19 protein-coding genes are annotated in these 25,521 nt (G+C 52.1%); 7 read left to right on the top strand and 12 right to left on the bottom strand.

Translation table 11 applies throughout. The features are described 5' to 3' along the window. The first annotated feature begins 36 nt into the window (after positions 1-36). The 4 genes from ABKW30_RS03365 (at position 37) to ABKW30_RS03350 (ending at position 4,103) form a co-directional block, all read left to right on the top strand. Positions 37-1,215 carry an extracellular solute-binding protein gene (locus ABKW30_RS03365; protein ID WP_348597600.1) on the top strand — a complete coding sequence of 393 codons (1,179 nt, stop codon included), beginning with the start codon at positions 37-39 and terminating at the stop codon, positions 1,213-1,215. Between the two features lie 61 nt (positions 1,216-1,276). Next, entirely contained in the window at positions 1,277-2,344 is a 1,068-nt protein-coding gene (locus tag ABKW30_RS03360) for an ABC transporter ATP-binding protein (protein ID WP_348596588.1), read from the top strand. Positions 2,345-2,349: 5 nt separating this feature from the next. Then, the gene (locus ABKW30_RS03355) at positions 2,350-3,255 is read left to right on the top strand and encodes a sugar ABC transporter permease (protein WP_348596587.1); all 906 of its coding nucleotides are present in this window, start codon (positions 2,350-2,352) and stop codon (positions 3,253-3,255) included. Between the two features lie 2 nt (positions 3,256-3,257). Then, positions 3,258-4,103, top strand: coding sequence for an ABC transporter permease subunit (locus ABKW30_RS03350; protein ID WP_348596586.1), 846 nt, complete (start codon positions 3,258-3,260; stop codon positions 4,101-4,103). Positions 4,104-4,164: 61 nt separating this feature from the next. Here ABKW30_RS03350 and ABKW30_RS03345 read toward each other — a convergent pair whose 3' ends face one another. The 4 genes from ABKW30_RS03345 to ABKW30_RS03330 form a co-directional block, all read right to left on the bottom strand. Beyond that, positions 4,165-5,181, bottom strand: a complete 1,017-nt coding sequence (locus tag ABKW30_RS03345; RefSeq protein ID WP_348596585.1) for a Gfo/Idh/MocA family oxidoreductase — start codon at positions 5,179-5,181, stop codon at positions 4,165-4,167. Further along, the gene (locus tag ABKW30_RS03340) at positions 5,178-6,212 is read right to left on the bottom strand and encodes a Gfo/Idh/MocA family oxidoreductase (RefSeq protein WP_348596584.1); all 1,035 of its coding nucleotides are present in this window, start codon (positions 6,210-6,212) and stop codon (positions 5,178-5,180) included. Before ABKW30_RS03340 ends, ABKW30_RS03345 begins: the two co-directional genes overlap by 4 nt. Positions 6,213-6,223: 11 nt before the next feature. Continuing rightward, positions 6,224-7,414, bottom strand: coding sequence for an extracellular solute-binding protein (locus ABKW30_RS03335; protein ID WP_348597598.1), 1,191 nt, complete (start codon positions 7,412-7,414; stop codon positions 6,224-6,226). 168 nt (positions 7,415-7,582) lie between these two features. Next, complete coding sequence (locus tag ABKW30_RS03330) at positions 7,583-9,109, bottom strand: altronate dehydratase family protein (protein WP_348596583.1); 1,527 nt, start codon at positions 9,107-9,109, stop codon at positions 7,583-7,585. Between the two features lie 434 nt (positions 9,110-9,543). On the opposite strand from ABKW30_RS03330, the gene ABKW30_RS03325 reads away from it, so the two are divergent. Then, on the top strand, positions 9,544-9,747 hold the full coding sequence (locus tag ABKW30_RS03325) for a hypothetical protein (RefSeq protein ID WP_348596582.1): 204 nt from the start codon (positions 9,544-9,546) through the stop codon (positions 9,745-9,747). A gap of 696 nt (positions 9,748-10,443) precedes the next feature. Beyond that, entirely contained in the window at positions 10,444-11,910 is a 1,467-nt protein-coding gene (locus ABKW30_RS03320; RefSeq protein WP_348596581.1) for a calcium-binding protein, read from the top strand. A 34-nt stretch (positions 11,911-11,944) separates the two neighbouring features. Here ABKW30_RS03320 and ABKW30_RS03315 read toward each other — a convergent pair whose 3' ends face one another. After that, positions 11,945-16,561 (bottom strand): GH92 family glycosyl hydrolase, encoded by a 4,617-nt coding sequence (locus tag ABKW30_RS03315; RefSeq protein ID WP_348596580.1) that lies wholly within the window; start codon positions 16,559-16,561, stop codon positions 11,945-11,947. Positions 16,562-16,880: 319 nt separating this feature from the next. Here ABKW30_RS03315 and ABKW30_RS03310 point away from each other — a divergent pair, with 319 nt between their 5' ends. Next, entirely contained in the window at positions 16,881-17,816 is a 936-nt protein-coding gene (locus ABKW30_RS03310; protein WP_348596579.1) for a cyclase family protein, read from the top strand. A gap of 130 nt (positions 17,817-17,946) precedes the next feature. On the opposite strand, the gene ABKW30_RS03305 is transcribed toward ABKW30_RS03310, so the two are convergent. The 7 genes from ABKW30_RS03305 to pyrF all read right to left on the bottom strand — a co-directional run bounded on the left by ABKW30_RS03305 (position 17,947) and on the right by pyrF (position 25,503). Then, positions 17,947-18,573: a hypothetical protein gene (locus ABKW30_RS03305; RefSeq protein WP_348596578.1), complete on the bottom strand. Its 627-nt coding sequence runs from the start codon at positions 18,571-18,573 to the stop codon at positions 17,947-17,949. A gap of 179 nt (positions 18,574-18,752) precedes the next feature. Next, on the bottom strand, positions 18,753-19,796 hold the full coding sequence (locus tag ABKW30_RS03300) for a hypothetical protein (protein WP_348596577.1): 1,044 nt from the start codon (positions 19,794-19,796) through the stop codon (positions 18,753-18,755). Continuing rightward, positions 19,793-20,443 (bottom strand): hypothetical protein, encoded by a 651-nt coding sequence (locus ABKW30_RS03295; protein WP_348596576.1) that lies wholly within the window; start codon positions 20,441-20,443, stop codon positions 19,793-19,795. Before ABKW30_RS03295 ends, ABKW30_RS03300 begins: the two co-directional genes overlap by 4 nt. 11 nt (positions 20,444-20,454) lie before the next feature. Then, complete coding sequence (gene tssI, locus ABKW30_RS03290; RefSeq protein WP_348596575.1) at positions 20,455-22,569, bottom strand: type VI secretion system tip protein TssI/VgrG; 2,115 nt, start codon at positions 22,567-22,569, stop codon at positions 20,455-20,457. Between the two features lie 446 nt (positions 22,570-23,015). After that, complete coding sequence (locus tag ABKW30_RS03285) at positions 23,016-24,287, bottom strand: polyhydroxyalkanoate depolymerase (RefSeq protein WP_348596574.1); 1,272 nt, start codon at positions 24,285-24,287, stop codon at positions 23,016-23,018. A 188-nt stretch (positions 24,288-24,475) separates the two neighbouring features. After that, complete coding sequence (locus ABKW30_RS03280; protein WP_348596573.1) at positions 24,476-24,763, bottom strand: DUF1330 domain-containing protein; 288 nt, start codon at positions 24,761-24,763, stop codon at positions 24,476-24,478. A gap of 29 nt (positions 24,764-24,792) precedes the next feature. Further along, complete coding sequence (gene pyrF, locus ABKW30_RS03275) at positions 24,793-25,503, bottom strand: orotidine-5'-phosphate decarboxylase (RefSeq protein WP_348596572.1); 711 nt, start codon at positions 25,501-25,503, stop codon at positions 24,793-24,795. Positions 25,504-25,521 lie beyond the last annotated feature (18 nt).

Genomic DNA, 25,521 nt, shown 5'->3' with positions numbered 1-25,521 from the left:
AACGGGCGACGAGAATCAAACAGGGAGGAAGTCATGATCCGCATTACACGCAGGCAAGCTATTGCCGGAATGGCGGCTGTTGCCACCTTGCCGGCAACGCGTCTTTTTGCACAATCGAAACTGGCATTGCCGAGTTCACCCATTACATTGAACGTCGCCGATGTCGCCGGCAATCTCGCGCTGACGCAAACGGCGATCGAAAACTATGCGAAGGCAAAGCCCGAACTCGTCTCTAAAATCACTTTCACAAAGGCACCAGCGCCGGAACTACCGGGTAAAATCAAAGCGCAGCAGGCCGCAAACAGGCTCGATATCGACCTTGTGCTGACGGGAACCGATGCTCTTTCAGCAGGTCTCGATCAGGATTTGTGGGTCAAGCTTCTGCCGGATCACTCAGCATCGTTGCCGGACCTTGCCGCGATCTATCTGGAGCCAGCGCATCGCATGCTGGCCTTAGGTAAAGACCATGGCGTTGTTGTCACCTACTACCCTTCAGGTCCGCTCCTCGAATACATGCCGGAGCGTGTGAAGAAAGTTCCGACGACGGCAGAAGAACTGCTCGCCTGGGCCAAGGAGAATCCGAACAAGTTCCTTTATGCACGTCCTGCAAATTCCGGCCCCGGCCGCACATTCCTGATGGGCCTTCCCTATCTGCTTGGCGACAGTGATCCGCGCGATCCGGTCAAGGGCTGGGACAAAACCTGGGCCTATCTCAAGGAGCTTCACAAGTATATCGAGTACTATCCAACCGGCACCGGTGCTTTGATGAAAGAGCTGGGTGAAGGTACGCGTGATATGACTGTTTCAACCACTGGCTGGGATATCAATCCGCGTGTCCTTGGCGTTGTTCCGAAGGAAGCTGCCGTTGCACCGCTGAAGGGTTTCCATTGGGTAGCCGATGCGCATTATATGTGCGTGCCTAAAGGCATTGCTGATGAAAAGCTCGCCGTTCTGCTTGACCTGATGAGCTTCCTGCTTACGCCGGAACAGCAGGCCTACACATACGATCAAGGTTATTTCTATCCGGGGCCAGCCGTGAAGGATGTTCCAATCACCATGGCACCTCAGGAAAGTCAGGACGCCATTGCTGAATTCGGGCGTGCCGAATATGCTGATTGGATAGCCAATAATCCGGTTGAAATTCCGCTTGAACCGTCATCGATGGTCGTGGCCTTCCGCCGCTGGGACGAAGAAGTCGCAGCCAAGAAGTCCTGATTCATAAACGAACATTAGGCCATCCGGGTGATCCGGATGGCCTTTAATCATGAGGTAATCGATGCTGCTTGCGTCATCCCCATTTAATGAGATCCGCCTCGACCGGATGAGCCGCGCCTTCGGTTCGCACAACGCACTCAAGGACGTATCGTTATCGATCCGCAAGGGTGAGTTCATCGCCCTGCTTGGCCCATCGGGCTGCGGAAAATCCACCGCGCTTAACTGTATTGCCGGATTGCTGTCGACTACGGGTGGTGGGATTTTCATCGACGACAAGCGCATAGATACACTGAAGCCCGAAGATCGCGGCTTCGGTATGGTTTTCCAAAACTATGCACTCTTTCCGCATATGACGGTCAGACAGAACATTGGCTTCGGTTTGAAGATGCGTCGGGTGCCCAAAGTGGAAGCCGAAAAGCGTGTCGAAGAGGCTCTGAATCTCGTCCGCCTGCAAGGTCAGGGGCACAAATTGCCGGGCCAGCTTTCCGGTGGTCAGCAGCAGCGCGTGGCTATCGCTCGCGCCATTGTTATTGAGCCGCCGCTGGTTCTCATGGATGAACCTCTTTCAAACCTCGATGCGAAGTTGCGGCTTGAAATGCGCGCCGAAATCCGCCGCATTCACAACCAGCTTGGCGCTACGACGATCTATGTTACGCACGATCAGGACGAGGCATTGTCCTTGGCGGACCGTGTTGTCGTGCTGCGTGACGGTGAAATCCGTCAGGTTGGTGTGCCAAGTGATCTTTACGAGCGCCCCGATCATCTGGACGTGGCTGAGTTCATGGGCTACCGCAACCGTCTGACCGGCAAAGTTACCGCTGTTGATGGCGATAAGACGAGCATTGCGGTCGGCGCTTCAACACTCTCCGGAATAGCTCGCGACAAGCTGAAGGTTGGCGATACCGCTGTTGTCGCTGCCCGTGCCGATGACGTTATTGCCGGAACGAAATCCACTACGACCGTGGAAGCCGTGGTTGAAACTATCGAATATCGCGGTCGCGAATTCGTTGGAACGGCGCGCACTGCCGAAGGGCTTGAGCTGGTGTTTCATGCCCCGCAAACAGCGGCACTCGGCAGCGCTATATGGCTTTCGGTCGATCCAGCGCGCGCGCTGGCTTTTGCGGCGTGACTGCCATGACAAGCGTAACCTCAACGCCATTCGACAACCGAATGTCACTGCGTCAACGCCTCGCCTTGCGCGGGATTGACGGCGTAACATTGCTTGTCCTGCCAGCCGTGATTTTCCTGCTGGCTGTGTTCATTTATCCCTTTATTTACGGTCTTATCCTCTCTTTCGAGCCAAAAGAGGGAGGCATGTTTGCCAACTACCAGAAGTTTTTCTCGGACCCATTTCTGTATGACACGATCCTTACGACACTCTGGCTTGCAGTCCCCGTTACGCTGATCAGTATTGCGATAGCCCTGCCGGTGGCCTTCCGGGTGCGCCTGATGACCCATCAGCGCCTGCTGACGACCATTCTGGTTCTACCCGTCACGCTGGGTACGGTGCTTGTCGCTGAAGGCCTGTTGAATTATCTCGGTCCGCAAGGCTGGTTCAGCCGCACCTTGATGCTGATCGGCCTGATAGACAGTCCTGTAAAGCTGACCAATAATTACTGGGGTGTCTTTTCCTCTTTGATCATCACAGGCTTTCCGTTCACCTTCCTGCTGACCCTGTCCTATGTTTCTGGTATCGATCCGGCATTGGAGCAGGCTGCAGCAACACACGGGGCTAAAAGCTGGCAGCGTTTCCGCTATGTCATGTGGCCATTGCTGGTTCCGGGTCTCACCATCGCGTTTTGCCTGTCCTTCGTTCAGGCCTTTGCGGTTTTCCCTTCCGCTGTCTTGCTCGGCGCTCCGGCAGGGCCTACCCGCGTCATATCGATAGCGGCCTATCAGGCGGCTTTCGAGCAATATGATTATTCAATGGCATCGGCTATCGCGATGATCATGGCCGCGGTTCAGCTCTTTATTGTCGTGGCGCTGCTCTCAATTCGAAACTTGTTCTATCGCGGCTCGACCGCTGGCGGAAAGGGCTGACGATGATCCGTGATACGACCATTGGAGCAAAGCTCTGGATCACTGCCGTATGGGCAGTGGTCGCCTTCTTCATCATCAATCTTCTGGCGATGATTGCGACAGTCATCATATCGTCTTTTGGCACCCGCTGGCTTGGCACATGGCTGCCTGCCGGCTGGACTACAAAATGGTATTTCACTGCATGGTCTGAATTTCAGCTCAGCGACGTGCTGATCGTCACCTTCCAGATCGTCTTTACCGTGGTAGCTCTATCCGGTCTGCTCGGTGTAACTGCAGCCTATGCTTTGGCCAGGCGAAACTTCCCCGGCAAAAAACTGATCATGCTCCTGTTCCTGCTGCCCTTGCTCGTGCCGCCGATTACCTTCGGTATTCCGCTGGCAACGGTGCTTTATCAAGCTGGCGTAGGCGGCACATTCTGGGGTGTTGTTCTTGCCAATCTGGTGCCAACGGTTCCGTTCGTCATCCTTGTGATGATCCCGTTCATCGAGCAGATCGATCCGAAGGTTGAAGCTGCCGCGCGAGTGTTCGGCGCTGGTACTTTCCAACTGTTCCGGCATGTGCTGTTGCCGATGCTCCTACCCGGCATTCTTGCGGCCCTGCTGCTGGTGCTGGTACGCACAGTTGCAATGTTTGAGCTGACCTTCCTGACCGCCGGACCAACCAGCCAGACGCTTGTTGTTGCTCTGTATTATTCGGTCTTTGCATCTGGTGTGCGTGCCGTTCAATCGATCGATGCCATGGCAGTCGTCTACATGGTCACAACACTGATATGGCTGCTAATCGCGCTGCGCTTCGTCAATCCGACGCAGATCGTGGCCCGGGCCAAGACACAACAAACCACAGCCTGATTTTTGCAGCATGAAAAAACCCGCCGGATTGCTCCGGCGGGTTTTCTATTACAAGTCTGCTTCAGACGGGCTGGGTATTGGACGGGTCAGCCCGAATAATATCGGCAATCAATTTTTGTGTTGCCAAAGCTTCTTCTCCGGTCACCACGGGGTCCCGCTTTTCAGCAACGGCAGAGAGGAAATCTGCGATCAGCGCCCGATGGGCGTCGTGCGGAAAATCCATGATATTGGCGCCGCTACCGGATTTGCCTTCCGCTTCAACGACTTCCTCACGATCATCAAGCCAAGAAAGCTTTAGCGCACCGCCCGCGAGATGCGCAGAACCCAGTGATCCGGTGATTTCCAGCGTCTCGGGAAAACCCGGAAACGCTGCCGTGGTAGCAAGCAAAGATGCAGGCGCGCCATTGTCCAATGTCATCAAGGCGGTCACATGATCCTCCGCTTCCATACGGTGCAGAGATGTGGTCCGCACCTGTGAAGCAACTACATTCTTCACGGGAAGAAGCGAGCGGAAAAGATCCAGTGCATGGATCGCCTGCGACAGCATCACACCCCCGCCATCGCGAGCGAAAGTGCCTCGCCCACCCTCATCATAATAGCTCTGTGGACGCCACCAAGGTACGCGTAACGATGCCGCTTCGATCTTGCCGAGGCTATTGTCTTCAAGCGCCTTGCGCAGTCTGACGCTGGCGGTTCTAAACCGGTGTTGCAGTACGACGCCGAATGTCAGGCCGCTTGCACGCCCGGATGAAACAATCTGCTCTGCCCGTTGCAGGGTAATGTCCAGCGGCTTTTCCAGAAGCACGTGCTTTCGCGCCGCAAAGCTCTTCTCGGCTATCTCGAGATGTGCGTTGGCTGGTGTCAGAACCAGCACAATGTCGACAGCTGGATCGGCGATTGCTGCATCAATGTTGTTCGTAACGGGAAATGGAAAGGCCTGCGCAAACTCTTCCGTACGCCCCTTTGTCCGGCTTGCACCCCAAATTACATCAACCTTGTCGCTCAAATCGACGAGACTTCTTGCATGAGGGAGCGCGGCAGGGCCAAGTCCGATGATCGCAAGCCCAGGCTTTTTCATTGCATGCTCTCTCTTAATGCGGGCCGTCTGGTCAGAATAGCTGCGCGTTCCTGCACATCAAGCGCAAGCCTGCTGACTGTAAAAGCGTGGCTTTGCTTCATTGTGGTTTCGGTGCGATCACACACATCGGCAAGAAACGATTTGAAATAAGTGATAGGTTCGTTGCTCGCATCGATATGTTTGGTGCCTTTCCCGTTGACCAGGAACACATGATCAGTGCCGCCGCGTCCGGCAATATCAACATATTTGCGCAGCTCGATCGTACCCTCCGTACCAAGGATAATCAGCCTGCCATCGCCCCACGTGGAAAGCCCGTCAGCGGTAAACCAATCAACACGGACATAGCCGGTTGCGTGGTCGCTACGGAGCAGCACCTCTCCAAAATCCTGAAATGCCGGAATATCGTCGTCCCCGAAATGACCGATTGCACTCGAAACAATTTCCGCATCATCCGATCCGGTATAGGTCAAAAACTGATCGATCTGGTGTGAGGCAATATCGACCAGAATGCCGCCATAAAATGAGGGATCGAAAAACCAGTCAGGACGGATAGAGCGATTCAGCCGATGAGGTCCCAGACCAACAGTCTGGATGACGCGACCTATCGATCCATCAGCAATCAGTCTTTGCGCGACGCCCGTTGCCGGGACGACAAAACGTTCTGAAAAACAGATGGAGAATATGCGTCCGGTTTCAGCCACAACCTTTTCGACCTCGACCAACTGATCAGAATCGGTGATGCCGGGTTTGTCGGTCATCACATCCTTACCCGCTTGCATTGCTGCAATGGCGATTGCGGCCCGCTCATTTGGTACTGCGGCGGTTATGATGATGTCGACAGTGGGATCATCCAGGAATATTCGTCCATCGGGTACGGATTTCAGGCTTGGAAAACGCTCCCGAATTCCTTCAAGAATTTTCCCATCTGATGTTTGGGAAACGAAGCCGGCGCACTCAGCGCCGGCTCCGATGAGACCACCAATCATGTGGTAGATATGACGATGATCGATGCCAATGACGGCAAACCGCATGACTATACCCGCTACTTGTTCATCTTGTTGGCACCGACTTCTCGGTCCCATTTTTCAAAAGCAGCAACAAGCAATTGCGGCTTCAAAGGAGCTTCTACCGGATATTTCGCAATCAAAGCCTCATAGGTCGGGCGACCGAACTCAGCGATTACATCCTGACTCTCCTGCGGGGCCAAAGTGAGCGGAACGTCCTTTACCGCAGGGCCGGGATAGAAATAGCCCTTATCATAGGTATAGGCCTGCTGCGCAGGTTCCAGCATGTAGGACATGAGCTTCAGCAATACCGCTACCTTATCATCACCCACACCACGCGGGATGCACATAAACTGTGTATCCGGCACCCAGTGCGTGCCATCCAATGCGAATGTCTCCGCTTCCTTGGGAACCACACCAAGAACGCGTGGATTGATATCCCAACCAAAGGTCGACACGACCATATCACGTGTTCCTTCGGCAAATTCCTTCATGGTCGCAGTGGTGCCCGGCGGATAGTAGTCGATACCCTCATCGAGTTCTTTCAGATAGGCCCAGGTCTTCTCCCAACCATTGATGGGATCGCTCGGATCCTTGTCGCCAAGAATGTAGGGCATCGCCATCAGGAAGGTCCATCCCGGCCCTGAATTTACGGGGCGGGCATAACAGAAACGTCCGGGATTTGCCTTGACCCAAGCCAGCAGTTCTTCAGCATTCTTCGGCACCGACTTGACGCGATCAGGTGCATATTCGAACAATGGTCCCGATGGCGAATAGACAACGGCCACACCTTCATTCTGGCCAAAGTTCTTCTGCATCATGAGAGCTTTCTCATGATAGATTTCATCAGCTTTCGGCAGCAGATCCGGATATTTCGTCCAGACATCAATCCACAGTCCCTGTGTGATGCCATCCGACATGGCGCCCGGTCCGGTCAGGACAAGATCGATATCAACCCGGTTAGCAGTTTGCTGCGCTTTAAGCTTGGCAGGCAACTCCGGTGACGGGGCGCGGGAAAAGATCACTTTCGATATAAGTGCCGGATTTTCCTTGGCAAATTTCTCGATTGCGGCCTGCGTCAGCTGCAGGTTTCCGGCCACATCAATGATGTTTAGCGCGACCGGTGATGACGGCAAAGCCAAAGATTGCGCGAAGGCAAACCGCGGCAGAACACTCGCCCCCGCAAGTCCAGCCAATCCTCCAATTGCTTGTCGGCGATTAATTCGGATCATTATTTTCCTCCCAGAAATGCCCGATTATTCTTGTTTCTCCAAAGCAAGAATAATCATATTAGTATATTACTTAGAGAAAAAGCAACCGTTACTTGTCCTTTGGTTGAAGCCACGCAAACGAAAGGGAGCCGAAGCTCCCTTTCGTTCTGTACAAGGCTCCGGCACTTACATGGTAGCGCCGATCTGCCACGGCACAAATTCCGCATCGCCGTAGCCCAGAGCTTCGGATTTGCTACGTTCGCCCGATGCGATTTTAAGGATATGTTCGAAAATTTCACGACCCTTGTCCTCGATAGAAACGCCATCGAGAACATCGCCGCAATTGATGTCCATATCTTCGATCATCTGCGTGTACATGGGGGTGTTTGTTGCGAGCTTGATGGAGGGTGTCGGCTTGCAACCATAGGCAGAACCACGACCAGTGGTGAATGCGAGAATGTTGGCACCGCCTGCTACCTGGCCTGTCGCGGAGACCGGATCGTAACCTGGGGTATCCATGAAAACCAGACCCCGCGCCGTGACAGGTTCGGCATATCCATAAACTGCTTCCAAAGGCGTTGTGCCGGATTTTGCCACAGCTCCAAGCGACTTTTCAAGAATGGTGGTCAGACCTCCCGCCTTGTTGCCGGGTGACGGATTATTGTTCATTTCCATACGGTTACGTGCTGTATAATCTTCCCACCAGGCGATAACAGATTGTAGCCGCTCAACGGCTTCAGGGTTCGATGCGCGCTCGATCAAAAGATGCTCGGCACCGTAAATCTCCGGGGTTTCAGAAAGAATGGCAGTGCCACCCTGCTGGACCAGAAGATCGACCGCTGCACCCAGAGCCGGGTTGGCGGTGATCCCCGAATAACCGTCCGATCCGCCACATTGCAGCGCCAGCATAAGCTCCGATGCGGGAATGGGTTCACGCTTCACATTTGCAGCTGTCGGCAGCATATCGCGCACAGCGGCAACGCCGGCTTCCATAGTCTTGCGGGTGCCGCCAACCTCCTGAATTGTAAGGCTTCGGAACGTATCGCTCTCGACAATATTGTAGGCTTCCTTCCAACGCCCAATCTGGAATCCTTCGCAACCAAGACCTACCATCAGCACAGCAGCGATATTCGGATTGGTCGCATAGCCCCACTGGGTGCGCTTCAAAACCTCGTAACCTTCACCTTTGACATCCAGTGCACAGCCACCACCGTGGACAAGTGGGATAATGCCATCAATCATTGGATATTCGTCGAGAATACCAGACTTCTGCACTGCTTCGGCTATGAAGCGCGCAACCGATGCGGAGCAGTTCACAGAAGTCAGAACGCCAATATAATTACGGGTGCCAGCGCGGCCATTGGCGCGGAGAAACCCTTTAAAAACAGCACGTTGACCAATGGGCAGGACACCATTGACCGACGTTGCATGAGCCGCATCCGGCTCGCGGGTGAAGTCGCTGTAATCGAGATTATGCTCATGCACCCACTGGCCGGGCTCAATTTGCACGGAGGCAGAACCAATAATCTGGCCGAATTTACGAACAGGCTCACCCACGGCAATCAAACGGGAAGCCAGCTTATGACCTCTTGGAACGCGGTCCGAAACGGTAACATTTTCAATGAGTTGCCCCGCCTGAAACGTATCGACAGCTACAACAACATTGTCGCTGGCATGCAGGCGTAAATGCCTTGGTGCAGTGAGGGTGTCCATGAAACTCTCCAATTGGTCAATTAATATATTAGTTCACGGCGCATAAGGTTGCAATGTGTCAAGATGACCAGAAAGACCAGTTGTCATCACTCAGCTACAACAACCGACCACAATCAAATTACACGCAAAGATAGCGAATTTGCTCGAAATTTTGGCGTTTTCTCTCGCAACTTTGATGAATTTTGCGAAACTGCATGATCATTTCCTCCAAAGCTGTTCGAAACACATGGCTCTTTATAGCTTGAAGTGGATCACTTCGAAGAACCGATAGCAGAGCCCCCTCCTCCCTGTTCTGATGGCTTGCAATACGACCGGAACCTTATTTTGAGATGTGCGTTTTTAGATGGGGTTTTAATCTCATTTTATTTATATTGCCCAACGGACTCGCCAGTAATTATCGGCCCATTGGCGAAGCAAATCAGGATGGCTGAAGGATGAACGATATTCTCAATGATATTGCCGCAGAACCAAACAAATTGCACAGCACCACATTTATCAAAATTCACAAGCAACCTTTGCTGGGTGCACTGTTACTTGAAACTGACAAAGGTCCGATTATACTGGCCGTCAATCGAACTGTAGCTGAAGAATTATTAAGCGAAATTGAACGCTTTCTGATGGCTAGCAATGAACAGTAATAGTATCATTTGATACATTGCATCTTCCAGATTTATTTGTATGCATGTGGTGTGCCTAGCTATTACACCTGTGCATGGAGACGGGAAATGAAATTCCTTCTGACCCTATGCTGAAGGTTAAGCCAGTTATATGGACAGACGAAGAACTCAGGCTCGTTCGTAAGTACTTTCCCGAGTACGCATTGCTTTCGGAGAAATTGCAGAACCGCTCGCCCGCAGCTATTCGGAGTGTTTCTCGCAGGCTTAGCCTGTCAGTTCGCAAGCACCAATGGTCTCAAGAGGACCTGGACCTCCTCGAACGAATGTTTCATACGAGTTCATGGCAAGAGCTTTTAGCGGCTTTCCCATTCGCGACCGAAAAGATGCTGCGAAGTATGGCGAGCAAACAAAGGCTTTTTCGCAGATCAAACCGAAAATAACTGTCGTTCGGACATCATTTATCCAGTCACGCCTAAAAATTTTTTGACCGGTCACTGGCCGAGGATAAGGCGTACCGATCGTTACTTGTGATCAGGTTTATTGAAAGAAAAGCGAAATTCCAAATATATTTTAATTCAACTTTTGAAATATATTGCGCATATATTTCAATTATACTTTGTCATAAAAATTTCAGTTGGAATATAGAAAATTTTGTAGTTCATATCCAAAATATACCCAAATTAATTCCGAGAGAATTTCTCCAAATCGAGGACTCCAATGGCGCTGAACCAATCCCTGCTCGACCTTTTGAATATTCATCCAGAAAATGGCCTGGACGAGATTATCATCGGTAACAATGGCGATGATACGATCTTGGGCGGCAGCGGCAACGAGTACATAGAAGGCGGCAGCGGAACTGATTTGCTGTTTGGAAACGAGGGCACCGATACGCTCGGCTATGCCGGTTCAAAAGAAGGCGTCATGGTGCGCCTTGGTGGCTTCGAGGGCTCCGGCGCACTTGGCGGATGGCACGGCGACGCGGAAGGCGACCGGCTTGCAGTTGGTTTCGAGAATGTTGTTGGTTCGGGTTTCAACGATGTCATCTCAGGCGATGCCGGAGACAATGTCATTGCCGGTCTCGACGGTGATGACGGACTTGGCGGTGGTGCTGGCAATGACACTCTGGTTGGCGGTGCCGGTAATGACTGGCTGGACGGCGGAACCGGCGATGACAGGCTACTTGGCGGCGAAGGCGAGGATTATGCCTATGGCGGCGACGGCAACGATATCCTTGACGGTGGCAATGGCGACGACCGGCTGAGCGGTGACGCGGGCGACGATCAATTGCTCGGCGGAGCTGGCAATGACTGGCTCGATGGCGGCACCGGCAATGATTATCTGAATGGCGGTGCGGGCAATGATTCCCTTCGCGGCGGCGAAGGGAATGACACCTTGATCGGCGGCGCTGGCAATGACGTCCTCAATGGCGGTGATGGCGACGATCGCATCAGCGGCGGGGACGGCAACGACTCAATTGATGGCGGCGATGGGACCAATTGGATTGACGCCGGTGCAGGTAATGATGAAATTCACACTGGCAACGGAGCCAACTGGATCTATGCTGGCGATGGCAATGACAAGGTGTTTGGCGGATCTGGCGACGACCGTATCAGCGGCGATGCCGGCGATGATCAGCTGAATGGTGGCGGTGGCACCGATTGGCTTGATGGCGGTTCGGGCAATGACACGCTGCTTGGCGGTGAAGGCAATGATTTTCTTCGCGGCGGATCGGGAAATGATTTCCTCAAAGGTGGTGACGGCGACGACCGGCTCAACGGCGGTGAAGGCAATGACATCCTCAATGGTGGCAGCGGCAATGATTGGCTGAGCGGTGGTGCGGGAGCCGATACGTTTCTCTTTGATACGCTTGGGCGCGGCGTTGATGGCTCGGCACATGAATACGCTGCGCGGATCACAGACTTCAATGCAGCCGATGGCGATAAAATCGACCTGAGCCGCCTTGATGCGGACACAGGCACGGCGGGCAACCAGCCATATCACTTCATCGGTGAGAGCGGCTTCTCCGGCACAGCCGGTGAACTGCGTATTGTTGTACCGGAACACGCAACCGATACACATTATCTGCAAATTGAAGCGGACAGTGATGGTGACGGAATCGCCGACCTGATCATAGCCGTCAACGATACGGAACATGATTGGTCGGCAAACGACTTTCACCTTTAGAAGCAAAGGGCCGCTGCGAAGCGGCCCTTTTCTTTTACTGGATCAATTGCGGCCCGGGCAGCGGCTTTGCCGTCGCCTTGCTGTAATCCGCATTTGGCCCGGATGGCGGCGTCAGTTCCGGCGCTGCACCCCATTCCGTAGTAAGCTTCGAAAGTGTGAAGCTTAGCTTGCCGCCATTGGCAATTTTATCGAGGGGTAGCCAAGTGCCTTTATATGCGGCATCTCCCAGCTTCATCTCGCTGATATACCGGGTATCGTCGAGCATTGCCTGCTTGTCGGTTTCAATACGAAGCTTCCTGCCATTGCCCAGCCATAGATTGATGCCGGAGAATTGCGGCGTCGATACTGCAAATCCGGCTTCTGACGGAATGACAGGATAGAGACCCAACGCAGCAAGAACATACCAGGTGGATGTCGCGCCCATATCATCATTGCCGGGCAGACCTCCGGGATTAGTGGTGAAGGTTTTGTTCATGATGATGGGGATGACATACTGGGCATGTTTCGGTGATCCTGCCCAATTATAGGCCCACGGGGTCTGGAATGCAGGCTCGTTGCCTATGTAAAGGGTGGCTCCCGACTCACCGCTGTTGAGTTGGCGACCGGTTGGCTCAATTCCTGTGAAATTCGAAAAGACAAAGAGCTTGTTCAACCTGTCGAGTGCTGCGCTCTTGCCACCGAGTTTTTCAATCAAAGCAGACCAATCATGGGCAAAGGCCCAGATATAATTCTCTTCCGTTGACTCGTGGAAGATATCACTCGCGTTACTCCAGTTAGAGTTCACGTCCTTTCCAATCAGCTTTTTCTGGGTATCGTGAAAAATGTTTGTCCAGTTCGAAGCGCGCGCTCCTTTATCCGCAGCACCCACGAGCAATTCATCGATCTCGGCTTTATCTGCCGTTGCTGTCGGCAATGCTTTCAGAAATGCGCCTATCGAGCGGTCTGATGTGACCATTTCAACGGTAGCTGACCCTGCCTTCCATGGATTGCTTGGGAAGGCTGTCGGAACATAGCCGAGTCGCTTGTATGTGGGCAAAACCGGCTGATCGCCATTCCGACCAACGCTCAATTTATCATTGCAGGCACTGTCATCCTTGAAAGCAGATTGCTTCATGAAGGTACGCATGGAATCGACGTCAAACTTTCTTGCGCCAAATACATAGGAACCCGCCACAACATTGGTGCCATGATCACCCTGCATGGGGATTGTATCATCGCTGCCGTCAACCCAGTGCGGAATTGCACCGCATTGTTTGGCATCGGCAACAAGAGATTGCATCATTTCGCTGGCTTCGTTTGGTGCGACAAGGGCAATCAGTTGCGCCTGCGAACGATATGTATCCCACATGGAGAAGCCGGAATAATGTGTATTGTAACCGGCATCCTGCCCATTCAGCTTGAACTTGTAGTTGGATACATTCTCTGTCGCTCTTACCGGAACCGTATTGGCAGCAGGGAAAGGAGTAGTCTGCTTCATACTACGATATTCACCATTTACGTCACTATAGACAGTTGGACCGCTATAAACGCGATAAAGTGCGGTGTAGAACTTTGTCAGATTGGTTTTGGCGACAGGCAATTGTGCGGCCGGAACTTTGGCGAGTTCCTCTGGTTTGGCCAGATCGAGCTGGATTGTATTCAGGCGCCTGTTCCACTCAGCTGAAGCCTGTGCCTTGAGCGCATCGAAGGAAAGATCCTTGTTCTCCGTCTCCAGATTCAATTTGGCATTTTCGACGCTGACTGAGGAAATTCCAATCTTGACACTTACAGACTTGTCCGTGTCTGTCACATCGAAATGCAATTGTGCAAAGCCGCCGACAATCTTGGACGATGCTGTCTTCAAGGGCTTGTCAAAGGTAGCGTAGAAATAAACCGGCTTACGCCAGGTGCCATCGCAAAAAGCAGCCACGACTGATCTGCCGGAAAGGGCGCCTTCGTCCTCATTGCCCGGCAAACCTTGAGCAGTGATACCAAAGAGTTCGTTGAGAACTCGCCGGACGAGGGCTTGAGTTTTGTAGGGTTGGCTTGTCCAATTATACATGAAAGGCGTGGCAAATGAAGGTTCATTGCCAACCCAGAGATAAGGCTTTTGCTCCCCGCCTGCGAGATGAGTCGTGAACGTATCCAGCCGGGCAAGGGCATCTACCTCGGAATTGGGCGCATTTGTCTTGTCTTTCACAAGCACGCGGAACAAGCCGCGAATATCATGCGGCACCATATAGGTATATTGTTCGGCGTTGCCTTCACGGTAAGCTTTTGCACCGTTGGGGTAAAGCGCAGGGGTATAAACCGGCCAAGTTCCATCAGCATTACGTGGCTGTAATTGTGGATATGGTTGTCCAGCTACCTTTTCCCATTCCGGATTGAAATGATTGCTCCAATTACCCGAGCGCTTCAAGAGATCGGCGGCATCACTCGTGCCGGCATTGATGACAAGCTGACTGGCCTCGCTATCCAGCGCGGTAAGGAAGCGGGAAATGGCAAAATCCGTGCTGGCATATTCCAGCGTATTTGATGCGGGCGTATTCTCGCCATAGGCCATCGGGCCTTCGCCAATGGCGAGATAACCACGATCTATGTAGTTTTGAAGAAAAGGCAGCGGTGTCACGCCCTTACAGCTCGTCTTCTTGTTAAGGGCCATGTCCAACATGATTTGCCGTGCCGCTGTCGTATCGAAGTTGTCGGCGCCAAAGGCGTAATTCTGCGCGACGATGATAGACGCGCCATCTCCCGGCATAACATTGCTGTTAGACGTAGCGTCAACCCACATGGGAAATACGCCGCCGCATTGCTTGGCGTCATTAACAAGAGATTGCGCCATGTCGCTTGCTTCTTTCGGAGCGAGCAAAGCCTGTAACGGTGTAAGCGAGCGATAAGAGTCCCAACTTGAAAATGTGGTATAATGGGTTCTGCCTTGCTCGACTTTTTCGACGGTTCCTTTTCCGTCAAAACTTACATATTGACCATTCACATCGTTGAAGACAGACGGTGCAAAAAAGGTATGATACAGGGCTGTATAGAATTTCGTCCTATCATCGCTACTGCCGCCTGTGATCTGAATGCCGTTAAGACGTTTATTCCAGGCATCATCGGCATTTTTGCGAACCTCATCGAAGCTCAATGACGCATTTTCCGCCAGCAGATTTTCCTTTGCATTGGCTGTGCTCACATAAGAGATGCCAGCCTTCATCCCGATGGTGGTTTTTGAGCCGACCGTCGGGACGAAAGTCAGAACAGTTCCAGAACTGTTGGATGTAAATGGCTGGTCGAACTCCGCATGAAAGTAAATGTTATAGAACGGGCCACCACAAAACCCACCCCCTCGGGTCGAAGCGGATATCGTACGCGATGCGGTATCTATCTTTGCATTGCTGAAATTAAATTTGAGGATAGCATTACTGCCATCCGGGAATGTGAAGCGCCCGGCACCGGTCCGTGTCGTCGCAGTCAATTCGGTTTCAATATTGTTATCAAACTGGACGCGGTAGTAACCCGGTTTTGCAGTTTCATTAGCGTGACTAAACTTGGCATTCTGGTCTGTGGCCTTCGCTACGGGCTGCACCATGAAGGGGGCCTGCGTTCCGCAACCCACGCCATTCAAATTTATCATCGGAAAGCCATGGATGACATCCGTCTCATAGTGATAGCCGCGCGGAGACCACGTCCCACTGATGGCATCTGTTTCCGGACCCCACGACACCATTCCGAAAGGAACTTTTGCGCCGGGATTTACAAAACCACCCAGCAGATCTTCAGTGGAACCCGGCACGTCGGATTTTGGAACTTGACCTGAGCCGATGAGCGGATTGACGTAACCGGTCAGTCCGGCAATGTCCTCTCGCACTTCCGGTTCGAGTGGCTTGAGGTCGGCTTCCAGCTTGGCAAGGCGATCTCCAAGCGCTTTGGTCGAAAGTTCACCACCCTTTGCCGAGGTTTCAAGCAGAGCAAGTTTCGCATCGACAGATTTGTGGGCTGCCTCAAACTCGCTCTTGCTGGCTGTGGCGGACGCGTCCAGCCGCTTCACATCAGCATCCAGTTTGTCGAAGCTCGTAAGCTCAACTTTCGACGCCAGTTCTTTTGCGAAGTCCTCGCTCAGTGATTGGAGCCGTACATCCAGCCCTTGAACCCTGGCAAGGTCTTCCTTTGAGAGGGTCGTTTCTTTCAGCGCGTCAATGCGGGTTCCAAGGGCCGTAAGCCGGTCTTGCAGTTCTTGCAGCGTCGTAATGTCGTTCTGCACGATCTGCATCTTGGATTTCAGATCGGCGACGTCGCTGCCCAGTATTTCGAGGTTCAAGTCCTTGAACCCTTTCAAATCGGTTTCCGCAGCCGAAATCCGTGCCTCAAGCTTTGCAACAACCTCTTGCCAGCCCGCTGTCGCGTCTTTTTGCGCAAGGCGTTTCTCAAGATCGGCGATCAATGCCCGTGTTTCTGCCGTGTCAGCATCTGTACCGCTTTTGAGTCCCGCAATAAGCCCCAGCAATTCCTCATCGGTCTTTTGCGAATCGCCAACTCTGGTGGTCTGCGTATCAAAGGTGCCTTGCGACACGTCTGCGACGGTATTTGTGTCAACCTTGCTGTCTGAATCGCCCTTGCAACCGGCGAGCATGGTCGTGCCAAGAAGCATCACCACAAATGTGCGTTTAAAAAACATGGTTCCTCCCAAATGCTTTTTTTGAAAATATTTTGAAATATGAAGCTAAGGCGCTTTAGACGCGTGTGCGGTTGCACTCGCAAATTAAACCGTGCTCCTCCCAAGCCGATCTAAAACGATTAGATACAGGTTTCTGATTATTTCGTCGGGTGTTAGGGTGTCAATTCACCTAAAGTCTAAGCCGTAAACCGCAATAACGGTGGATCGATTGCGCGAACGTTTCTACAAAACCGCTCATTCAGGAACAAGCATTGCTTGCTCTGTCCGGGAATAGCGGTAGTTTTACTTCAGATGAGCTATTCTCAGATGGAGCGACGATATGAACATAAAGCGTTTTATTGCGAGCACTGTATTTCTCGGAGTTATGTCGCTGCCGAACCTTGCACTGGCTGATAACTCATCGCTTTGGAAGTTCTACGACGAAACATTGAAATCTTCGAAGTATATTGATCTCACACATGCTTTCGAACCGCAGCAACCGGTATGGCCAGGCTTTGCAAATGCCAGGTTTAAGCCAGCCGTAGCCGGGCAGGACATTGAGGGTTATGTCAAAGCCGGTGAAGAATTCACTTATGAGAAACACGGCTTTGTTGCCAGCGCCTATGATTTGACGACAGATCAATACGGGACGCAGCTTGATCCACCATCGCACTGGAATCCGCTTGGCGCTTCTATCAGCGATTTGCCGGCAACCTATGCCGTGCGCCCACTGGTGGTTATTGATATCAGCGGCAAGGTGGCAACCGATGAGGGCTACCATCTACAGGTCAGCGATATTGAGGGCTGGGAAGCCAAACACGGCAGGATTCCGGAAGGCTCGGTCGTGTTCGTGCGCTCTGACTGGTACAAGAAATGGTCCGATCCAGCACGTTTCAACCAAAAGCCTTTTCCGGGTGTCAGTCTGGATGCTTTGAAGTTCCTGCATCTTGAACGGAAAATCCTCTTCCATGGACATGAACCGCTCGATACGGACACGACACCCAACCTTGAGGGTGAGCATTGGCTTTTGCACAATGATTTCGCGCAGGCGGAAGGCGTTGCCAATCTCGATAAGGTACCCGAGGCAGGCGCACTGCTTACAATCGGCTTTGCCAAGCCCCTCGGCGGATCGGGCGGCTATGCTCGATATATCGCCATTGCACCAGCGGACTGGAAAGAAGGCGTTTCAATCAATGATGCTCCGGGAGCGCCCTTGGCGAAGCAGACAGCACCGTTAAAGCGCGATGCGAATGGGGTATTCCGGCCAACGCCTTGAGAGGGGAAAGGGCATCGCAACAGCAAGTTTTAGGAAGATAGTGCCCAAATATATAACTCAGGTGTTGCGCCTGAGTTATATCATTCGACCACGGTTTCCTTATTCCAGGCGCATCGCACGACTCTGCTCATTACTTTCGCTCCCGTACAACGCAAGAGAGAGAACTCTCAAATTCTTTGCAGTTGTAACGCTCTTCCAGATAACCCAGTTTTACTTCTGACCCCAGCGACCGGGACTCCGACTCATCAGCGTCAGGTCCAAGGATGCTAAACACCTGAACAACCGGTACAAACATTTCTTCGCGCGTTTTCGGATGGTAGTCATACGTATTTCCAGCTTCGACAAGCACCGATCCCTGTTTTTCCGGGGGTACGCCACTCTCGAGGGATGGAAGGAAACGAAACTCGTAGCTTCCTCCAGCTGGGTAATCGAAGCGCACAATACTGACTTGCCCAAATGCCAGAACGGAAAGTCGCCTGTCATGTTCCAATATCGGCTTGCGGACGTCGAGCCGGGAGTCTTGTCGAGCGGGATTGGGTTGGGCGGGATGCGGCTTCCAGTTATCCAGAGGTACTTCGCGCGGCACAACGAAAACAGTTCCACCACGATTGAGCAGCGGCCCATCAAGATAAATGGTAACATCTGATTTAATAGGGTTGTCTTGTGCCTCTGCAATTTGGGTAATGGTAAGAAGCGTTAAGAAGACAAGGCTACCGATGAGGAAAGCAGCAGGGACCCTTGGTGTTTCTTTGCTCATTTGATCCGCCATCTAATTCAATCCTGCCTGTCTCCATACTCCTGAGAAAGCTGAGCGATAATCCAACACTATCCTTCGCAATCTCTGGTATCGCGTCAGTACGCGCTTGTGTGAAGCCGGATCTTCCGTCCCAAACCACGTTTGTGAGAAGTTGTTTGGTTACTCAGGAAGAAATCGCCCTAGAACGCATTTCTGATTTGCTCTTTGACGCTTCGCCAAGTTTGGCGGGGCAGTGGAACATTGTCTTCGACTTGTCGCAACCAGTTGCCGCTTGCATCCCTGCCAGTGTGAGCTCTATTCCAGTCAGCGCGGGACAACTCGCCATAACCGGCAATCTCCTGGGGACTGCCGTCACCGGTATAATCCACAGCAAGCTGAACATTTACCTTTTCCCCAAATATGTCTCCCTCGTTCAAATCTGCGACGATCATCGTTCGAGACATAGGCAAGGCACGGCCGCCGGGCAATTGCGTTGCAGCAGTTCCTATGCGGATATGGCTGGCAAGAAAAAGCACATTATTCGAGCTATCTATCAGGAAGCTTTCACAATTGGGAAAACCATCTCCCGAAATTGCGGAGGTTATATGTGCCGTTTTCATGCTACGGGCAAATCGAATGCTGAACTCATGAGTAACGTCCAGATCAGGAACAACTCCGCCCCAGCGCTTCCAAACTTTCAGACTGCCACCCTCGGTATTGGAGCCGCCATCAGATATCTCTCCACCCAAAATTCCATGCCCTATATCGGAATCGGCACCATAAAAGGCGAAATTCTTCCCAGCGTATGCGATCCGCCCGTTTACAGCCTGATCGCCATCTTTGCGGTAGGGCGTGATGTTGACGCTTTCATTATGCCGCGGCTTCTTGCGTTTTTGAGAATAGTCATTCTTCATGGGCGGCAAAATATCCATTTTTTTTGAAATCGGATTTTCCGGAGGTGTAGGAACACCCCAGTCCGTTAGTTCATTGCGCGCCAATATCTCAGCCGCCCGGCCTTCGCGACCCTCCAGAATTCTCGGGATGACTTCGTTTGAAGAAGGGTCTGAGTCACACTGCGCCAAGACAGATGCCGCTTGCAGGTCAATCGTAAGAATATGGTAGATTCTCGCTGTTACCAGCTTATCTGCGCTAAATCCGCGGCTGTCTCCATGAAAGCCCAGTCCACCCATACCAAAGTTGGTATCGGGGTGAAATGATCGTGTATACAAACTGAGTTTTGTCATTTTGAATTGACCACATATTTTTCTACAGCTTCTTTGCTCAAAGCGAGAACCCGTGATCCAAGAAACTTATTGATGGAAATTTCCTCCTTGTTGACGTCAGAAAATGTGACGTTAAAAAGCCGAACCCATTGCACATCATATTTATTCCCATGGACGAAAATGGTGGTGGTCAGCCAACTGATTTTTTGTCCCGTCTCCGGATCGAAAATTTCCCTGCTGCCATCAGAGGTAGCCTCGGTTTGCAACTCCCTCCCGTCCTGCAATCGCTTGCCCGGTTTTGGGAGAATATTGAATGTATAAGAGCCGTTCTCGGGATAGAAAAACTCTACAGCCGAGGCAGATGAGGAAACAACTGCTCCGAAATGCCGATCTCCGTCTTGAATCTGGGCGCGTTTAGGGTTGCTCTGGTCGCTATCCGCGGGATTGAAACCATCGGACAACTTTAGCCACTCAGCCTCCGCAATGGGTCGAGCTGCAACGATGATGCCCCCTCCTTCGCTGAGAATGGGTTCGTCAAGATAAATGGTAAGATGAGTTTGCACGGTCTTGTCCTGTGTAGCCCAATCGGAAATTGCAGTTATGGAAATGGCACCAATAAACAAGATGGCGACTGCCGCCATGATAAGGGGGTTGGTCAATCGCTTCATGTTCAATGTCTCTAGTTAAGGTCAATTCTCCCGGCATTCACTTTGACGGATTCACTTTCCTCTACAATGAGTTTGGTGCCACGAATCGTGACAACTCCTTCAGGAGTCATGTGTATCTCCGATTTTCCACATCTCAGAAGCACAGCCCCATGTGCATCGATCGTTTTTGTTCCACCGACAATCTCACTTGAATCCAGCCCGGCACTTTCGAAAATCGTACCGCCTGATGCAAGCGTATGTGTGAGGCCGACAGTAACCATATGTGCACCACCAACCGTGTGAGTGGAAGCTCCAATTGCATTCATACTGATAGAACCCATTGCATTGAGTGTGTAGTTGCCTTGGCCAGTCATAGTTACCATACTGTTGGCAAGAAAATAGGCGGCGTCCCTGACCCCAAATACATTGGCAGCCAACGGGCCGCGTATCATGTCGCCTGCAGGTCCACTACCGACATTGATCGTCATGTTCTGTCCGACATGCGTGGTATTGCTTCGCTGGACTTCAGTGAGTTGTGCACCGCCAACAGAAATAACCTTGTTCGCATCAACGCGTTCGGTTGCGTGGTTTTCCACCTTAACGGTCATGTCTTTCTGAGCATGCAGATATACCTCCTCCTGACCCTCTTTGTCTTCGAAGGTCAGTTCATTGAACTGCATGACATCTTTCGACTTGTGCGTATTGGTGCGGAAGACGCTCTTCGTCTTATTCTCCGGCAACTTGTAGGGAACCTTTGTGCTTGGATTGGGCACAATTCCGGTAATAACGGGGCGATCCGGGTCGCCCTCAAGATAGGTGACCATAACTTCCATTCCGATGCGCGGAATGACCTGCGCGCCAAATCCACCGCCAGCCCATGATTGCATCACCCTTATCCAACAGGTATCCGAACCGTCCTTCTTGGCGCGATCACGCTGCCAAGGGAACCATACTTTAATCCGTCCGTATTCGTCCGGGTGGATTTCCTCGCCGGGTGGTCCGGCAACAATAGCAACCTGAGAACCGTCGATCTTTGGGCGTATCGTCGTGCGGTGCGGCGTTGCCGGCAGACGCGAAGGAACCGCAATAAAGCTGTTGGAATAATCAAGTGCGCCGTCATCCGCCGTCTCATAAGAATGATCTACGATCCGGTGCACAACGCCTGTAACAACATATTCTTCAAACGGGCTATTAGCGTGGGCAACTTCATAGGGCTTGAATTTTCGGCCAGCCGCCAGAGTTCTAACCGTTGAATGTCCTTCGACTTTCTCATGGTCGGTCTCCACCGCCTGCATCCGCAGTTTTGAAGCCCGCTCATTGGCGGATTGATCCATAGCTTTTGCCGGGTAATGGAACAGCTCATATTCCGCATTCTTTGGCAAAGATACGAGCGAGGGCGTCATCGCCCCTTGCGGTCCCTTGGGCATTTCAAAGTTCCAGTCTCCACCGGCCCGTTTTCCCGGTGTGAACTGATAGTCTCTTGTGAATTCACTTATATGGTTTCTGTCCGTCGATCCCGCCGCATAACGCACATCGGTTTCAGGACCTTCCGTATAACCAAAGGGGTGGCTGGCCAGGTGGAGCGTATGCTGACCATCCTCGTGCTCAAACCAGTAGAATAAGCCGTCATGTTCGAGACGACGGATGAGATAGTCGAGGTCCGTCTCGTTCCATTGAACCGAATAGTGAATTGGAGCCGGTGGAGCGATGACGCCTGCGGTAACCGCAGCCTTGATCCCATGTTCGGACAAAAGCGTTTCAGCAATCTGCAACGTTGTCATATCCATGAAAATACGGCAGTCTGAACGCTGCGAGAGCAGCCACATTTGTGGACGAATCACAAGCCGGTAAGATCGCAACCCCCGGGAAACCGCAGGCCCTTCCCTGAAGCCGGTGATCAGTCCATTCCATGGCCTTCGCGCACCATAGGCTATCTCAAGTGAAACATCCGCAAGCGTGCCGACAAGTTCTTCCGGCTTGATATCGGTTTGCTTGGATTTAACATCGACTTGGATTTCAAAGAGGCCGTTGATTTCTTCGCGAATATTCATCTTCTCGGCCAGAAATACATCGAGGCCAAGAACGGTAGATATGCGAAGAATGCGATCTGCCTGAATCAAACCAGCATCAAAGAACTCAAATTCCATTCGTACCTCAATGTATAACGGTCTCGAACTTTCAAAGCTGCGCTTCTTCTAGTTTGCCAGAAGACTTACGTCGAGAGTTAATCTTCCACTCCGCCAGCTACGTAACAAGCACTTCCTGCAGGAAACTTTATGAAAACTTCCCACGAAACCTTTCGGTATTTCGAAGTTGAGCAAACTGCTTGGCCATTTTACGAGCGGTTCGAACAACTGCAAACAGCACAGTACCCTGTTGCAGGGCGTCAAGGCAGTAGCAAGATCAGACTATGGTAATAGAGAATGTCGCGCTGGCACGCTTCAGAAAAGCGTTTGATCGCTGGCGGAAATACCGGGGCTTAACCCACGGGCGTGGTCATACAACGTGAGATGATCTGTTCGGAACGGCAAAAGCCTTTGCCAAGGGGGGCCTTTTGCAAAGGCCGGAAAATACCAAGCTCTATTAGCTGATATCAGGCACGTCTGATGATCGGAGTTACGTTTGATTCGCGCTTGGCCTGTGCATGATCATTGACGAATTTGACGATCCTCGGTGCAATTTCAGCACGGAATCTCGATCCGTTGAAAACGCCATAATGGCCAACCTTTGGCTGAAGATAATGCATGCGCATATCATCAGGAATATTGACGCAAAGGGTCTGTGCAGCCTTTGTTTGGCCAACGCCGGAAATATCGTCGTTTTCGCCTTCGACGGTCAGCAGAGCCACATTGCGGATAGAGGACGGGTCAACCGGCAGGCCGCGATGGGTCATCTCGCCCTTCGGCAGTGCCTGTCGAACGAAGACTGTATCAACAGTCTGCAAATAGAATTCCGCTGTCAAATCCATCACAGCAAGATATTCATCGTAGAACTCGCGATGCTTGTCAGCAGAATCGCCATCCTCCTTGACCAGATGCACAAAGAACTCCTTGTGCGCAGTAATGTGCCGGTCGAGATTCATGCTCATAAACCCTGAAAGCTGCAAAAAGCCCGGATATACATCGCGCATAAACCCGGCATGCGGCCAAGGAACTGACATGATCACGTTTTCGCGGAACCAGTCTATGCCCTTTTCTTCAGCGAGCTTGTTCACTGCAGTCGGATTTTTGCGGGTGTCGATTGGTCCACCCATGAGAGTCATGCTGGATGGAGCAAAACGATCGCCATTCGTCTCCATGATCGCGACGGCCGCAAGCACCGGAACCGATGGCTGACAGACAGCGACCACATGGGTGTCCTCACCCAATGCATGAAGTATTTCAATGACATAGTCGATGTAGTCATCAAGATCAAAAGAGCCATCGCTCAACGGGACGCTACGGGCATCAACCCAGTCGGTTATGTAAACCTCGGCATCCGGAAGCAAGGCCTCGACGGTGCCACGCAGCAATGTCGCATAATGACCGGACATTGGAGCCACGATGAGAATCTTGGGATCGGGAGCGCGTTTCGCCGACAATGAACGCTTAAAGTGAATCAGATTGCAGAACGGCTTTGACCAGACGATCTTTTCGCGAATGTCCGTTTCAACACCATCCACTACTGTCGTCGGCAGGTTGAATTTTGGTTTCGCATAGGCGCGCGTCGTACGTTCGAACAGTTCGCAACCAGCAGTAATTGAACGCCCGAAAACTGTTTGGGATAATGGATTCAACGGGTTGTCATAGAACAACTTCGTAGCGTCGGCTAGAGCCCGATATGGCTGGAGCGCGGCATGGTTGAGTTCATAAAGCTGGTAAAACATTCCACCGTCCGATCAATCAACACAACTGCAACCCAAAGAACATCGCACTCACAGGTGAAAAAGTTCTTGATTGGTCAGTGACCCTATCCGGTTTTGGCAATATTGCAATGCAACAAACGGATAAGATCGGATAAAAATGTTCAGGACTCGCGAGCCATGCAAGCCGTTGAAATCGTTTGGGTAAATGATCAAGCGCCTTCGACAACCAGCATTTCAGCATCGGCCACGCTTTGCCGGATTGCCTTAGCCGCCTGATATTCAGGCGAATTATAACAATCGAGCGCAGCCTGAACCGAGGGGAATTCAATCACGACATTGCGACCACGGGCCTGACCTTCCAATGTGTGAAATGGACCACCCCGCGCCAGAAAATTAGCACCATATTTTTCAAAAGCCGGCTTGGCTGTCGATACGTAATCCTTATAGCGCTCCGCATCCCGAACGTCGACGCGAGCTATCCAATATCCCTTGGCCATTGATCTTTTTAACCTCCACAAATCCGCAATTAAGCTGGCGCAAACCCGCCAGCCATTTCATTCAGGATCGACTCAGCTGCCTTCCGGCGATCCTGAGCGGCAATAATTGGTCGCGCAACCACCAGATGTGTTGCGCCAGCGCGGAGTGCATCCGCAGGTGTCATCACCCGCTTCTGATCTCCGGCATCAGACCCTGTTGGCCTGATGCCCGGCGTCACGATACTCAATTTCGGGCCGACGATTTTCCTCACGCCGGATGCTTCCGCCGCGGAGCAGACAATTCCACCCATGCCCGCATCGGCGGCTTGCTTTGCCCGCTTGAGCACGAGAGCTTCGGGGCTACCCGCGTAACCGGCTTCAATCAGGTCCTGACCGTCCATCGAAGTCAGTACCGTTACGCCGAGAAGGCAAAGGTTTGATCCATGGGCGGCTTCAACTGCCGCCCTCATGGCCTTCGGGTAGGCATGGAGGGTGAGCATGGACACACCCATTTTGACAATGTTTTCGACGCCTTTGGCGACGGTGTTGTCGATATCGAGCAACTTCATGTCCAGGAAGACTTTCTTGCCCGACCGGACCAGATCAGAAGCAAAATCCAATCCTCCGGCAAAGACCAGCTGATAGCCGATTTTATAGAAAGCCACCGTATCGCCAAGTTCACTGACAACCTCATTGGCTGTCTCAACCGTTGGCACGTCAAGGCCGACGATCAGGCGCTCGCGCAAAGCCGCATCCGTCATGACAAATCACCTTTTCTG

It is taken from the genome of Phyllobacterium sp. SB3 (genome assembly GCF_040009165.1).
Taxonomy (GTDB): Bacteria; Pseudomonadota; Alphaproteobacteria; order Rhizobiales; family Rhizobiaceae; genus Phyllobacterium.
Note: the sequence above shows the minus strand (reverse complement) of the source record. Positions and strands in the feature narration are given on the sequence as shown.